Raw genomic sequence first — 14,660 nt, 5'->3', positions numbered from 1 at the left:
CGCCGCGACATCGAGACCAAGACCGATCGGATCCAGGCAGCCCTGCGAGGTGAGCAGCTGGGCAGGGCGGCGGTGATCACCGCCGCCTACGCGGCCACCACCCGCTCCGCTGTAGCGGTTCTGTCGACGCTGAATGCGGAGATCAGGGCATTGCAAGGGCAGGTCGATGCCCATTTTGGCCGGCACCCGGACGCTGAGATCATCCTGTCCCAGCCGGGGCTCGGATGGTCGCTCGGTCCCCGGGTGCTCGGCGAGTTCGGCGACGACCCGGAACGGTATGCCACCGCGAAGGCCCGCAAGAACTACGCCGCCACCAGTCCGATCACCCGAGCCTCCGGCAAAAAGAAGGTCGTCGCGGCCCGGTTCGTCCACAACGATCGGCTCGTCGATGCGCTGAACTCGCAGGCGTTCTCGGCCCTGCACGCTTCTCCCGGCGCTCGTGCCTACTACGACAAACAACGCGCCCGAGGTCTCGACCACGGCCCTGCCCTGCGGCAGCTCGCCAACCGGCTCGTCGGCATCCTGCACGGATGCCTCAAGACCCGCACCCACTACGACGAAACGACGGCCTGGGCACATCACGTCGAGAAGGCTGCCGCTTGACACCCAAAGCTCATGGGATGTCTTTTCGCCCGGACGCTCGCCGCATCCAGGATCGCTGCCGACCAGTCCAGTTCGCCGGCCCCACCGAGTCGGTCGAGCACCTCACCATGCAGTCTCTCGAAAACCCCCGCCGCCACCCATGTAGTGAACCGGCGGTGCGCGGTAGGAACGGTGACCCCGAACGACGGCGGCAGATGGCGCCACGCACATCCACTGGTCAGCACGTACACGATCGCGGTGAACACCGCCCGGTCATCCACCGGGGCGCTGCCACCTCCCTGCGGGCGAGAGACGAAGCGCGGAATCAACGGTTCGACGATCTCCCACAACGCATCCGGCACCAACCGCAGAGACAACTCATCTACCACGAGTCACATCATGCACCACAAGTCACTTCGTCCACATGAGACACGCTCTTAGTCAGCACCGCCACCGCGGTGCCGTCGACCTGGCAGCTCGCACACCATCGACGAGAGCGCCTGAGCCAGGGGCCCAATCGGGCCCGTCCTCGTCGAGAAGATCGAGGGTGGAGATCACGTGCGGTCCACTGTCGATCAGATACCGCACCATCCCATGGGCTGCACAGCCCGCGGCCGCCGGTCGCAGGGCGGTCTTGGCGTCGTCGACCCGTCCCGCCGCGTACAGGCAGGACACCAGCAACAGCCGAGCCTGGAGGGAGGCACGAGCACGTCCTTCGACTGCCTGCACCCATTCCTGCGCCCACACGCATGCCCGTGCGACGGCCTCGGGGGTGTTCTGCGCGAGCAGCGAACTGATGGCGGTGTCGTCGTCGAGTTGTGCGGTGATCAGCTCGATGCCGTCGACCGGGTGCTGCCGAGCCTCGTAGTTCACCGGCACGAAGTCGGGTCTCATCGCTAAACCCCACCGGATACGCTCGTTGTCGATCCTCGCTCGAAGCCGCGGCAACGACAGCCGCTCCGCGATGGCCGCCCCCTCGTCGAGGTGAGCGGAGGCACCGTGACGGTCGCCCCGGAGAATCTTGATCCGGGCACCGATTGCGTAATGGCAGGTGAAGAAGTCGACCGCGCCCCCGAGTGCGCCGACGTCGAATGTTTCGCCCAGGAGCCGTTCGGCCTCATCGATATTGCCCCGCTCGTAGAACAGCTCACCGAGCTGGCCGCGAAGCAGACGCGCTGGCTGGGAGTTGACGCCGCCGGCGGCCCGCGCCAACTCCAAACCCGTTTCGAGAGTGTCTTGGGCAGTGGTCGTGTCGAGCTGCTCGTTGCTCGCAATCGCCGCGTAACCGTAGCTGTACACCACCGTGTACGGCCCGCGCGTTCGCTCATGGTAGGGCCCGGCCCACGCATGCCAGCGCCGTGCCGCAGCGAAATCGAATGCATACGTCTCGACGTACGTAGCGCAGAGCGCAGCCGCGGAAATCAAGAAGGGGCTGTAATTGTCGGGGTGCGCGAGACATTCCGCGATCAGCTTTCGGATCCCCGTGACTTTGTCGACCGAGACCTCGATCGCGCTCTCGAGGACATCGGCCTCCGCCCGCAGCGCTGAAAGGCGGGAATCCTGGTGCGAGGAGGGCGCCAGTAACCGACGTGCACGGGCAAGTGCTAGTCGCGCGGATGCGATCCGCTGTAGTTCCGTGTCGGCCCAACCTACACACAGTTGTAGCCGAATACTCGATTCTGCGGGGTCTCTCGGGAGCTTCGTGATCAGACCGATCTGGGTGGACATTTGCGATTGTTCGACCAGGTAGGTGCCCTCCTGCTCGAGCAGGTCCACCGCGGCCGCCGAATCGTGGGCGGCCAGAGCCTGGTCGACGGCCTCGCTGAGCAGATTGTGATCCCGGAACCATCCGAATGCCCGACGATGCAGTTCGTCGACTCGCTTCGGCTGGTCGCGCTCGATCCTGCGATGCAAGAACTCGGCGAACAGATGGTGATACCGGAACCATTGGCCTTCGTCATCGATCCTGTGCAGGAACAGATCCCGCTTCTCGACCTCCTCGAGCCAAGCCTGACCCTCCCGGATGTCCGCGAGGGTGGAGGCGAGGGAACCGCAGATCCGCTCGGTGACGGATGTAGCCAGCAGGAAGTCGAGCAACACTGGTTCGAGAGTGTCAAGGACGTTCTCCGCGAGGTACTCGCCGATTGCCCGGTGCCGACCCGACAGGTGGGAAATCAGTGTGGTCGGATCGGGCGATCCCCGCAGTGACAGAGATGCCAGTTGCAGGGCAGCGATCCACCCGTCAGTGGTGTCTCGCAGGTTCGTCACATCCTCTTCTTCCAGTCGAAGGCCCGCACCATAGAGGAAGGCACCTGCCTCCGGTGTGTCGAAACACAGTTCCGCAGGGCTGATTTCGACCAATTCGTCCTGTACCCGCATTCGACCGAGGGGCAGACCGGCCTGCGTGCGGCTGGTGACGATGATCCGCAGATGGTGGCATCCGTGATCGAGCAGAAACGCCAAAGCGGCAACCGCAGTGCGGTCGGTCACCCGATGCCAGTCGTCGACGACGAGGGCGAGGTCCTCACCGTTCTCGTGGATGGTGTTGATCAGGATGGAGAGCACCGATTGCGCGGCCGCGGCACCGTGTTCCTCGACGATCTGCCCCAGGTCGGTGGTCAACTCGGGGCGCACCCGTGTGATCGACTCGATCACGTGCGAGAGCAGCCACAGGACGTTGTTGTCGTCGCCGTCGACCGTCAACCACGCAACCACGACTCCGTCGGCGGTCAGCGCGTCGCGCCATTGGGCGGCGAGCGTGCTCTTCCCGTAACCGGCGGGAGCGTGAATGACGGTCAGACGCCGCCGATCTCCCGCTCGCAGCATTTCGATCAGCCGATTCCGCGCAATCAATGCCCGGGTCGTGCTCGGTGGCCTGTACTTGGTCATCGGCGCCGGTGGGGTGCGATCGGCGGAGAAGTCGCCGCTTCCGAGGGCGGCCCGCTCAGCACCAGCGGGAACGGGCCCGATCGGCGGCCCGAGCACATGCTTGCCCAACAGGTCCATGGCGTCCATGATCAGCCCGTGACGAAGTTGGGCCTGCTGTAACTCGTACCCGAACTCTGCGGCCGTGCGCGGACGGTTCTCGACGGTCCGGTCCATCGCGCGTTCGATCGCGGCGCACACTTCGGCGGGGACACCGGACTCGCGTAGGTCCGGAATTGGTTCCGTAGTTATCCGCACGAACTGGGAAATCACCTTTTCCCCACTGCGCCTTTCGTGTGCCGCATGACCGGTGAGGCAGGAGAACAGCAGCGCACCCAGACTGTAGATATCGGAGGTGACGGAAGGTGCGCGCCCCTCGAGCACTTCCGGGGCTGTGAATGCCGGCGACCCGGTGATCACCCCAGACGAGGTCTCGAAACCACCCGAAACCCGCGCAATGCCGAAATCGGTCAGCTGTGGTTCCTGGTAAACGGTGAGAAGAACATTGGCAGGCTTGACGTCACGGTGAAGTATCTGCGCACAGTGAGCGGTCTCGAGTGCCCCGGCCAACTTGATTCCGATGTGCAGAACCTCCGCCCACCCCACCGGGCCCTTCCGTCTAATCCGCGTGTCCAATGAACCTGCCGCATGGAACGGCATCACCAGGAACGGCCGGTGGCCTGCTTCGATCACACCGACCTGGTAGAGATCGACGATGTTCGGATGCCCCGACAATCGGCCCATCGCCCGCTGCTCGCGAACGAAACGTTCCAGGCTCTCCTGCTCCACATCCGTTGCGAGGACTTTGACAGCCACCGATCTGTCCAGGTCGTGCTGAGAGCACCGATAGACGACTCCGAACCCACCGCGACCGATCTCCACGGCCTCGTCGAACCCCGCAGCAGACAGCTCGGCACCGATATCGGGGGTCCGCTGCGTCGCCCCCGGGTCGACGTCCGCCATACGTCCAACAATAGTCCGGTCATCGAAGCGAAAATATGATGTGCTCGGCGATCCCCGGTGTCCTACCGACGCGACCGTCGACGTTGCTGCTGCTGATGCTGATGCTTCGAGACCTGACTGCCGTTGCGGCCGACCACGCGTGCCAGGTTGCTGACGGCGTGTTCACCGTGGGCGTTGCCGCCGCGCCCGAACGGGCGCAGCAGTGGCCACACAGTTGCCACCCCTTCTCAGCGTCACACGAAGGTCCACCCATGGTCATCGCCCAGACCACCGCCGAGGCCGCCACCCGGCTCTACGGTCAGCAGAAAACCATCTCCCTCGGGAACTTCCCGGTCCCGGTCGTACCTTTGGTGATGTGCCCGTGTTCATGCGGAACTATCCGCCGGTAAATCAACAACTTGGTCCCTGGACCGACCTCGGGTAGGTGCGGAACAGCGGTCCACCCGGGCGAACCCGCGAATCGGTGCGCGTACGAGCAACAACCATGCGCATTTGTGCAAGACGACGCCGCGCCCACGCCCGCATGATTGTGACAACCATCACAACACCACCGGGAGAGTCGACGCTATGACCGCAGTACACGAGAACGTGAGTGCCACAGGGCTTCCTGATGGAACCGCTACGCAGCTGTTCATCGGCGGACAGTGGCGACCGGCGTCGGACGGCGGAACATTCACGGACCTGAACCCGGCCACCGGAAAACCGCTCGTCGACGTGTCCGCCGGAACGGCGCAGGACATCGACGACGCGGTCTGCGCCGCCCGCACCCAGCTGAACGGTGAATGGGGGTCACTGCCCGGCGCCGCCCGCGGACGGATCCTGAACAAGGTCGCCGATCTCATCGAACGCGACGGCGAGATCCTGGCCCGGCTCGAGGCCCTCGACGTCGGCAAGCCCGTCGGCCAGCCCACGATGCTCGATATCCCGATGGCCGCGGGCACGTTCCGGCACTTCGCCGGCTGGGCCGACAAGATCACCGGCCAGTCCATCCCGACCGCCGGTTACTTCGGCCGGCCCACCCACTCGTACACCGTCCGCGAACCGGTCGGCGTGATCGGCGCGATCGTCCCGTGGAACACCCCGCTGATGATCTCGGCGTGGAAGATCGCCCCGGCCCTCGCCGCCGGGAACACCCTGGTAGTCAAGCCGCCGGAGGACGCACCGCTGTCGATCCTGCACCTCGCGACCCTGCTGGAGGAGGCCGGTCTGCCCGCCGGCACCGTCAACATCGTGCCCGGCCTCGGCGAGGTGGCCGGCGACGCCCTCGCCGGTAACCCCGGCGTCGACAAGATCAGCTTCACTGGCAGCCCCCGCGTCGGCCGGATCATCGCCAAACGGGCCGCCGACACGTTCAAGCGCACCACCCTCGAACTCGGCGGCAAGTCCCCGCAGATCATCCTTCCCGACGCCGACCTCGACGCCGCCATCAATGGCACGGCGATGGGACTGTTCTTCAACCAGGGTGAGGTCTGCGCCGCGGGCACCCGCATCCTCGTGCACCGGTCGCTGTACTCGCAGGTGGTCGACGGTCTCGCCGCCGCCGCGTCCGCGCAGGTCCTCGGCGACCCGTTCGATCCGGCCACCACGATGGGCGCCCTGGTCAACGCGAAGCAGCGCGACACCGTCCTCGGCTACATCGAGGCCGGACGCAGCGAGGGCGCCCGGGTCGCCGCCGGCGGTGGCCGCCCGGACGGGGACGGGTTCTTCGTCCAGCCGACCATTTTCGCCGACGCGAACAACGACATGAAGATCGCGCGAGAGGAGATCTTCGGACCCGTCGGCACCGTCATCGCGTTCGACACCACCGACGAGGCGATCACGATCGCCAACGCCACCGACTACGGGCTCGCCGCGTCGATCTGGACGCGCGACGTGTCCCACGCCCACACCCTCGCCGGCAAGGTCCGCGCCGGAGCGGTCGCGGTGAACGGCTGGGCACCCATCGATCCCGCCCTGCCGTGGGGCGGCATGAAGACCAGCGGCACCGGCCGCGAACTCGGCTGGGCCGGAATCGAAGCCAACACCGAGGAGAAGGTCGTCACGATCATCCTCTGATCGCCCACAGTATCGACGTCGTCGGACAGGAGCAGGACTTATGAAGACCCAGGCCGCAGTGTTGTGGGAGCCCGGTCAGCCGTGGCAGATCGAAGAACTCGAACTCGACCCGCCGAAGCACGGTGAAGTGCTTCTGCAGTTGGCGGCGTCGGGGATGTGCCACTCGGACGAACACGTCCGGGACGGCAGTCTGCCGCTCGAGTACTACCCGTTCATCGGTGGCCACGAGGGCGCCGGCGTCGTGCTCGAGGTCGGCCCCGGTGTCACCAGCGTCGAGAAGGGCGATCACGTCGCTCTCGGATTCATCCCCGCGTGCGGCCGATGCAGGCAGTGCGCGACCGGCCAGTCCAGCATCTGCGATCTGGGAGCCCACCTGCTCGAGGGCTGGCAGATCTCGGACGGCACGGCGCGGCATCACGTTCGCGGCAAGGACGCCGCCATCCAGTGCCTGATCGGGACGTTCTCGCCGTACACGGTGGCCAACGAGGCTTCGTGCGTCAAGATCACGAAGGACGTTCCCCTCGACAAGGCGGCGCTGGTCGGCTGCGGCGTCACGACCGGCTGGGGGTCGTCGGTGTATGCCGCCGGCGTCCAGGCCGGTGAGACCGTCGTCGTGATCGGCATGGGCGGCGTCGGGTGCGGGGCGGTTCAGGGTGCTGCGCTCGCCGGGGCCCGGCACGTCGTGGTCGTCGACCCGTCGGAGTTCAAGCGGGAGCAGGCCAAGATCTTCGGCGCGACCCACACCGCGGCGAGCATCGACGAGGCGCTCCCCCTCCTCCAGGATCTGACGTGGGGCCAGCTCGCCGACAAGGTGCTCATCACCGTCGCAAATGCGAGTGGCCGCATCATCGCACCGGCGATGAGCCTGGTGGCCAAGGGTGGCACCTGTGTCCACGTGTCGGTCGGTGACGTTACCCAGAACGACGTCGACCTGAACCTGTTCGATCTGACGGCGATGCGCAAGACCCTCAAGGGCGCGTGGTTCGGCAACGCGAACATCCGGTTCGACATCCCTCATCTGCTCCGCCTGTACATGGAGGGACAGCTGAAGCTCGACGAGATGATCACGAGGACGTACACACTCGCTCAGATCAACGACGGCTACGAGGCGATGCGGAAGGCCGAGAACGTCCGCGGCGTCATCATGTACTCGTAGATCGGCACTGTCGGGAGCGGGGGGCGCTACACGCCTCTCCGCTCCCGGCATGGTTCCCTGTCAGGGACGCCGCTGACCGCGACGAAGGTATTCGGCCTGGGTCTTCGTCGTCTCGGGAGTGGTCGTTCTCAATTTCGGCGGAGCTCATTGATACCGTGGTCGCATGATCGCTGGTGGGGCAGGTACGCGTCGTGCCTAAGCTTGTGGATCACGACGAGCGTCGGCGCAGCATCACCGCCGCCGCCTGGCGGTTGATCGCCGCCCGAGGCATCGATGCTGCCAACATGCGCGACATCGCCACCGAGGCCGGGTACACCAACGGCGCCCTGAGCCACTACTTCGCCGGCAAGGACGAGATCCTCCGTACCTCGTACGAGCACATCTCCGAGGCCACCGACCGCCGGATCGCCGAGGCGCTCGGCGACGCGACCGGCCTCGACGCACTGCGCATCCTCTGCCGCGAAGTGATGCCGATCAACGAGGAGCAACTCCTCGAGGCCCGGATCGCCGCCTCGCTGTGGCCGCGGGCCATGTACGACGAGCAGATGGCCGCGACAAACCGGCGGACGATGGACCACTGGCGTGCGCAGATGACCGTCTTCCTCGAGCAGGCGCGCGAGGATGGCTCCGTCGGCGACATCGACGTCAGCATCGTGGTCGAGCAACTGCTCAACATGATGATGGGCATGCAGATTCTGGGTGTCCTAACGCCGGGGGAAACGTCGTCGGAGCGTCAGCTGGAGATGCTCGAACAGTTCGTCGCCGCACTCTGAGTCTTCCGTCGCTCAGCCAAAACCGTTGCTGCGGAATCCGATAGAGAACCTTTTTTGACCGAACGGTCAGTATGTTCGGGCGCGAAACTCACTGTTTACACGAGGGCACCTCGGCTGTAACGTACGTCACTAAGCTTTTTATTCAACACCCGTAGAACCAAAGGATCGCGACATGCCCACCCTTTCCCCTGCGCGTATCAACCACCCGCTGTCGCTGCCGACCGTCGAAGAAATCGCTTCCCTGCGCAAGATCCTCGAGGCCGCCGACGCGCTGACCGAGCAGACGCGGTTCGTGTACGTCGGCCTCGAGGAACCGGACAAGTCGACGCTGTACACGGCTGAGGCCCCCGAGACCGATCGCCGATTCCGCGTTCTGCTGCACGACATCTCCTCGTCGAACGCGGTGGACGTCGTGGTGTCCGTGACTCAGCGGTCGGTGATCAGCTCGGTGACCCTCGACGCCGCCCGCGACGGTCAGATGCCCCTCCTGGACGAGGAGTTCGAGCTCGTCGAACAGGTGCTGGCAGCCGACGAACGCTGGCTCGCCGCGCTTGCCGCCCGCGGACTCGACGTCGCCGACGTCCGGGTCGCTCCCCTCTCGGCCGGTGTCTTCGACTACCCCGGCGAGACGGGCACTCGGATCCTCCGGGGGCTCGCGTTCCGCCAGGACCACCCGCGGGACCACGCCTGGGCCCACCCGATCGACGGGCTCGTCGGATTCGTCGATGTCATGAACCGGACCGTCACCGACGTTCTCGACCTCGGCGCCGTCCCGATCCCCGAGGAGTCGGGCAACTTCGACGACCTCGCCGTCACCGGCCCCCTGCGCACCACCCAGAAGCCCATCGAGATCACCCAGCCCGACGGACCCAGCTTCGTCGTCGACGGCAACCGCGTCGACTGGGAGAAGTGGTCGTTCCGGGTCGGCTTCGACGCCCGCGAGGGTCTCGTCCTCCACCAGCTCGGATTCGCCGACGGCGACCGGGTGCGCCCCATCATCCACCGCGCGTCCATCGCCGAGATGGTGGTGCCCTACGGCGACCCCTCGCCGGTCCGGTCGTGGCAGAACTACTTCGACACCGGCGAGTACATGGTGGGCCGGTACGCGAACGCCCTCGAACTCGGCTGCGACTGCGTCGGCGACATCACCTACTTCGACGCCGTCATCGCCGACGAGTTCGGCACCCCCAAGACGCTAAAGAACGCCGTGTGCATGCACGAGGAGGACTTCGGCGTGCTGTGGAAGCACACCGACCTGTGGGCCGGCTCCGCCGAGACCCGCCGCCAGCGCCGTCTCGTCATCTCCTTCTTCACCACGATCGGCAACTACGACTACGGATTCTTCTGGTACCTCTACCTCGACGGCACCATCGAATTCGAGGTCAAGGCCACCGGCATCGTCTTCACGTCGGGTCACCCGGGCGGCGACTACCCGTACGCCTCGGAGATCGCCCCCGGCCTCGGCGCCCCGTACCACCAGCACCTGTTCAGCGCCCGCCTCGACATGATGATCGACGGCGACCGCAACTCCGTCGAGGAGGTGCAGACCAAGCGGGTGAAGATGGGCCCCGGGAACCTGCACGGAAACGCGTTCACCCTCGAGCGCACGCCGCTGACGAAGGAATCCGAGGCGCAGCGCCTGGCGGACAACAGCGTCGGACGCGTGTGGCACATCAGCAACCCCAACAAGCTGAACCGTCTGGGCAAGCCGGTAGCGTACGCACTCCACCCGGAGGGTCAGCCGATCCTGCTGGCCGACGACGACTCCTCGATCGCGGCGCGGGCGACGTTCGCCACCAAGCACCTGTGGGTCACCCAGTTCGACGAGAAGGAGCGTTACGCGGCAGGGGATTTCGTGAACCAGCACGCGGGTGGCGCCGGACTGCCCAGCTTCGTGGCCAGCGACCGGGATCTGGAGAACGAGGACGTCGTCGTCTGGCACACGTTCGGCCTCACCCACTTCCCGCGACCGGAGGACTGGCCGATCATGCCCGTCGACTACACCGGATTCACGTTGAAGCCCAACGGCTTCTTCGACCGCAACCCCGCACTCGACGTTCCCCGCACGACGTCGAAGCACTGCTCGACCGGAGGCGGCAGCTGCCACTCGGACGGGGGAACAGATGTCTGACACCACCACGGGTTCGGGAGCCGGCAAGTTACGCGGCTCCATCGGCGTCGTCGGGATCGTCTTCCTCGTCATCGCCGCGGCGGCGCCGCTGACCGCGATCGGCGGCGCTCTGCCCGTCATGATCGCGATCGGCAACGGCGCGGGCGCCCCGACCGCCTATCTCATCGCCGCACTGGTCCTGCTCGTCTTCAGCGTCGGATACGCGGCCATGAGCAGCCACATGGTCGACACCGGCGCCTTCTACGCCTACGTCGCCAAGGGGCTGGGCGAATCTTGCGGGCTCGGCGCGGCCGGCCTCGCTCTGCTGACCTACACCGCCATCCAGGCCGCCGTGTACGGTCTGGCCGCCGCCACGATTCAGGGCCTGGTGGTCCAGTACGGCGGACCCGACCTGCCGTGGTGGATGTGGGCGCTGGTACTCATCGCCCTCGTGGCCGTGCTCGGCTACCGCAGCATCGACCTCGGCGCCAAGGTTCTGGGGGTGCTCCTCGTGCTCGAGATCGGCATCATCCTCGCGCTGTCGTTCGGCGTGCTGGTGCGGGGCGGGGCCGGGGGCATCGACTTCGCGTCGTTCACCCCGACGTCGTTCTTCAGCGGATCCCCCGGTGTCGCATTGATGTTCGCGATCGCGTCGTTCATCGGCTTCGAGGCGACCGCGATCTACGGCGAGGAGGCCCGCAACCCGCGGCGCACGATTCCGATCGCGACGTACGCCGCCGTGATCGTCATCGGGCTGGTGTATGCGCTGGCGAGCTGGGCGGTGGTGCTCGCGTTCGGCAGCGACAACGTCTCCGCGGCGGCCGCCGCCGACCCCGCCGGGCTGACGTTCGCCGCCGCCGCGCACTTCCTGGGCGGACCCGCGGCCGACGTCATGGCGATCATGCTCGTCACCAGCCTGTTCGCCGCGCTCCTGGCCTTCCACAACGCCATCTCCCGGTACGTGTTCGCCCTGGCCCGCAAGGGCGCGGCGCCGCGCGCACTGTCCCGCACCCACACCAAGCACGGTTCCCCGCACATCGGCTCGGCCGCCCAGACGATCTCCGCGACCGTGGTCGTGGGGGTGTTCGCCCTCGTCGGCGCGGACCCGGTGCTGGAACTGTTCACCTGGATGGCGGGTCTGGCCACCGTGAGCATCCTGGTGCTGATGGTGCTCACCAGCGTCGCGATCATCGCGTTCTTCGCCCGCACCCGGCTGGATACCCGGCTCTGGCACACCCGCATCGCTCCGGTGCTCGGATGCGTGGGTCTGGTGGCCGTCACCGGGTTGGTGCTCGACAACTTCACCACGCTGATCGGCGGGTCGGAACTGCTCGCGGACATCCTGCTGGCCGTGATCGCTCTGTTCTTCGTCGCCGGACTGGTCGTCGCCCGGGTCACCCGGCAGAGCCGGGCGGATGTCGGGCAGCGTCGCGAACTCACCCCCACGAACTGAGTCCGGCGATGTTCGAGATCCCTGCCGTGCACGCGGCGATGCTCGTCGGAGCGGTCGGGGCCGTCGTGCCGATGTGGCGGGCACACGGCACGGACTGCCGGGTGCGGATCGCGCACGGCGCGATGGCGGTGTCGATGGTCGCGATGATGATCCCCGGCGTGCCGGCGGGGATTCACCTGCTGGAGGGTGCCGTCCTCATAGCCCTCGCCGTGTTCGTCACCGGTGAGACCATGCACCGCCGGACCGCCGTGCCCTGCGCGGTGGACCTCACCGCCATGGGGGTGCTGCTGCTCCTGGCCCCGACATCCGCTTCCGCCCCGGCGGCGTCGGCGCCGGTGCCGGTGCCGTCGGGCCACCACCACGGTGGCGCAGGAATCTCCACGGGCTGGCTGCCACTCCTCGTGCTCGTGTGCTGGGCACTGTTGACACTGCACCTCTTTCGCTCCACCGCGCGCCGCGAACACGGGTCCGGCGTCAAGACCGCGGCGACGGGATCCGCACTGATGATCCTGGGCATGGCTCCCATGGCCGTCTGACACCTCTCCCACTGACAGCAACCTGGAGGAACCGATGAGTTACGCCGATGCCGTCTACACCCACGGCAAGGTTTTCACCGTCGACGCGAACTTCACGATCGCCACCGCCCTCGCGGTGCGTGACGGACTCGTCCACGCGGTCGGCAGCGATACGGAGATCGAAACCCTGATCGGACCGGATACCGTGGTCAAGGACCTCGGTGGGAAGACGATCCTTCCGGGAATCAACGACTCGCACCTGCACGCCATCGCCTACGGGCTCGACACTCCGCTGCTGTCGCTGGACGTGGCGTTCCCTGCTGTCCGGTCGATCGCGGACGTCCGTGAACTTGTGCGGGAGGCCGCCGCCGCAGCCGAGGACGGCGAGTGGATCATCGGAACCGGCTGGGACGACGGGTATCTCGACGAGTGCCTCGCCGAGGCCGGTCGGACGCCGACCCGCTGGGACCTCGACGAGGTGTCCCCGAACAATCCCGTGTTCCTGCAGGACTTCTCGCGGCACACGTCGTGGGTGAACAGCGCGGCGCTCGAGCTCGCCGGGGTGGACGAGACCACTCCGTTGCCGCCGGGCAGCCTCATGCCCGTCGGCGAGGACGGCCTGCTGACCGGCATCGTCATGGAGGGTGCGCAGGCCCTCGTGCAGCGTGTTCTTCCCGCCCTCACCCGGGAGCGCCGGGAGGAGGCACTCCGCTCGGCGATCTCGATCCTGCAGAGCGAGGGCATCACCAGTTTCACCGATCCCGCGATCGGCCCCGGCGGTGAGGCCCTCGCCGGAGGCGCGATGGGCGCCGAGGGTCTCGCGGTGTATGCCGACCTCGCCCGCCGCGGAGAACTGGGCGCCCGCGTCAACCTTCTCCTCCTGCCCACCGGAATGTCCGGATCGGCCGAGGATTTCGGAGAGAATCTCGCCGAGATCGAGGTTCCGGAATCGGTGGACCCGAGGATGTTCCGGGTTCTCGGGGTGAAGGTGTTCGCCGACGGCATCCCGCCGGGCAAGACCGCGTGGATGCACGAGGAGTATGTCGGCGGCGGCTGCGGCTCCCTGTGCGTCGGCGGCGACACCGACGAGCGTCAGGTGTACGAGGTGACCGAAATGGTCCGCATCGGCCACGAGGCCGGCTACCAGATCGGTGTGCATGTCACCGGTGACCGTGCCATCGACACCGTCGCCGACGCGATCATCGCCGCACAGAATGCGCACCCCCGCGAGGATGCGCGGCACTACCTGATCCACGGCGACTTCATCAGCGAAGCCACCCTGAAACGACTGGCCGAGAACGACATCGGCGTCAACATGAACCCGACGATCAAGTGGACGATCGCCGACCTGGAGGTCGGGGTGGTCGGGACCGAACGAGCCGCCTACGAATGGCCGTATCGCAGCGCCGTCGAATCCGGGGTGCACCTGATGAGCAGTTCCGATGCACCGGTCACACCGCCCGATTGGCGCCAGGGCATCTCGACGATGATCCTGCGCGAGAGCAAGGCCAGCGGCGCGGTGAGCGGGCCGGACCAGTGCATCGGCCTCGCCGACGCCGTCCGCACCTACACGATCAACGCCGCCTGGCAGGACTTCGCCGAGGACTGGAAGGGATCACTCGAGGTCGGCAAGGTGGCCGACCTGTGCATCCTCGACGGCGACCTCGAGACCGCCGACCCGCACGACATCCCGGCAATGCAGGTCGTCTCCACGGTGCTGGGTGGGAAGGTCGTGTTTCAGCGCGTCTCCGAAAGCGTCGCGTAGTCCGGTTCACTGTGCCCATGCCGCCTCCGCGATCCAGTACTCGCTTCCGTCGGCGCTGATTCCGCGCTGCCAGTCGGTGGTCCGTCGCAGGTCCGGTTCGACGCGCGCGGTGACCGCGTCGGCGCCGTCCGGTCCGTCCTCGCGCACCTGCCAGTGGACCCAGTTCACTTCGTTGCCATCCTCGTCGTGCACGAAGAGGTCGACGTGATGCCACCCGTAGCGGTGGGTGTCGGCGTAACAGGTCAGGAATGTCCGGTGATGATGCGAATAGTCCACGAGGTACCTCCGGGCCGCGGTGGTGTTTCCCACCACGCTAGAACCGGATCGTGCCCAACGGAATCCAAGAAACCTTTACCCGTGTGG

General features: G+C 66.6%; 11 protein-coding genes and 1 pseudogene. 8 read left to right on the top strand and 4 right to left on the bottom strand.

Annotated elements, in window-relative coordinates; genetic code table 11:
• The coding region (locus NOF53_RS07005) for a transposase (RefSeq protein ID WP_255966689.1) at positions 1-603 on the top strand (603 nt) is incomplete at its 5' end.
• Between the two features lie 20 nt (positions 604-623).
• Here NOF53_RS07005 and NOF53_RS07000 read toward each other — a convergent pair.
• From NOF53_RS07000 to NOF53_RS06990, 3 genes and pseudogenes are all read right to left on the bottom strand, one after another.
• A pseudogene (locus tag NOF53_RS07000) lies at positions 624-971 on the bottom strand (transposase); the annotation flags it as partial.
• Between the two features lie 52 nt (positions 972-1,023).
• On the bottom strand, positions 1,024-4,470 hold the full coding sequence (locus NOF53_RS06995; RefSeq protein WP_255966687.1) for a serine/threonine-protein kinase: 3,447 nt from the start codon (positions 4,468-4,470) through the stop codon (positions 1,024-1,026).
• A 62-nt stretch (positions 4,471-4,532) separates the two neighbouring features.
• Complete coding sequence (locus NOF53_RS06990; protein WP_255966685.1) at positions 4,533-4,691, bottom strand: hypothetical protein; 159 nt, start codon at positions 4,689-4,691, stop codon at positions 4,533-4,535.
• A 346-nt stretch (positions 4,692-5,037) separates the two neighbouring features.
• Between NOF53_RS06990 and styD the strand changes: the two genes are divergently transcribed.
• From styD to NOF53_RS06955, 7 genes are all read left to right on the top strand, one after another.
• Complete coding sequence (gene styD / locus NOF53_RS06985) at positions 5,038-6,525, top strand: phenylacetaldehyde dehydrogenase StyD (protein ID WP_255966683.1); 1,488 nt, start codon at positions 5,038-5,040, stop codon at positions 6,523-6,525.
• Positions 6,526-6,565: 40 nt separating this feature from the next.
• On the top strand, positions 6,566-7,681 hold the full coding sequence (locus tag NOF53_RS06980) for an NDMA-dependent alcohol dehydrogenase (protein WP_255966681.1): 1,116 nt from the start codon (positions 6,566-6,568) through the stop codon (positions 7,679-7,681).
• Positions 7,682-7,884: 203 nt separating this feature from the next.
• On the top strand, positions 7,885-8,454 hold the full coding sequence (locus NOF53_RS06975) for a TetR/AcrR family transcriptional regulator (protein ID WP_255966737.1): 570 nt from the start codon (positions 7,885-7,887) through the stop codon (positions 8,452-8,454).
• A gap of 172 nt (positions 8,455-8,626) precedes the next feature.
• Entirely contained in the window at positions 8,627-10,585 is a 1,959-nt protein-coding gene (locus tag NOF53_RS06970) for a primary-amine oxidase (protein ID WP_255966679.1), read from the top strand.
• On the top strand, positions 10,578-12,017 hold the full coding sequence (locus NOF53_RS06965; protein WP_255966677.1) for an APC family permease: 1,440 nt from the start codon (positions 10,578-10,580) through the stop codon (positions 12,015-12,017). Before NOF53_RS06970 ends, NOF53_RS06965 begins: the two co-directional genes overlap by 8 nt.
• Positions 12,018-12,025: 8 nt before the next feature.
• Complete coding sequence (locus NOF53_RS06960) at positions 12,026-12,553, top strand: hypothetical protein (protein WP_255966675.1); 528 nt, start codon at positions 12,026-12,028, stop codon at positions 12,551-12,553.
• Between the two features lie 34 nt (positions 12,554-12,587).
• The gene (locus NOF53_RS06955) at positions 12,588-14,297 is read left to right on the top strand and encodes an amidohydrolase (protein ID WP_255966673.1); all 1,710 of its coding nucleotides are present in this window, start codon (positions 12,588-12,590) and stop codon (positions 14,295-14,297) included.
• Between the two features lie 6 nt (positions 14,298-14,303).
• On the opposite strand, the gene NOF53_RS06950 is transcribed toward NOF53_RS06955, so the two are convergent.
• Positions 14,304-14,573, bottom strand: a complete 270-nt coding sequence (locus NOF53_RS06950; protein WP_255966735.1) for a hypothetical protein — start codon at positions 14,571-14,573, stop codon at positions 14,304-14,306.
• Positions 14,574-14,660 lie beyond the last annotated feature (87 nt).

The sequence above is a fragment of the Rhodococcus tibetensis genome (genome assembly GCF_024438035.1).
Classification (GTDB): Bacteria; Actinomycetota; Actinomycetes; order Mycobacteriales; family Mycobacteriaceae; genus Rhodococcus_F; species Rhodococcus_F tibetensis.
This window is presented reverse-complemented; position numbering and strand designations above follow the sequence as displayed.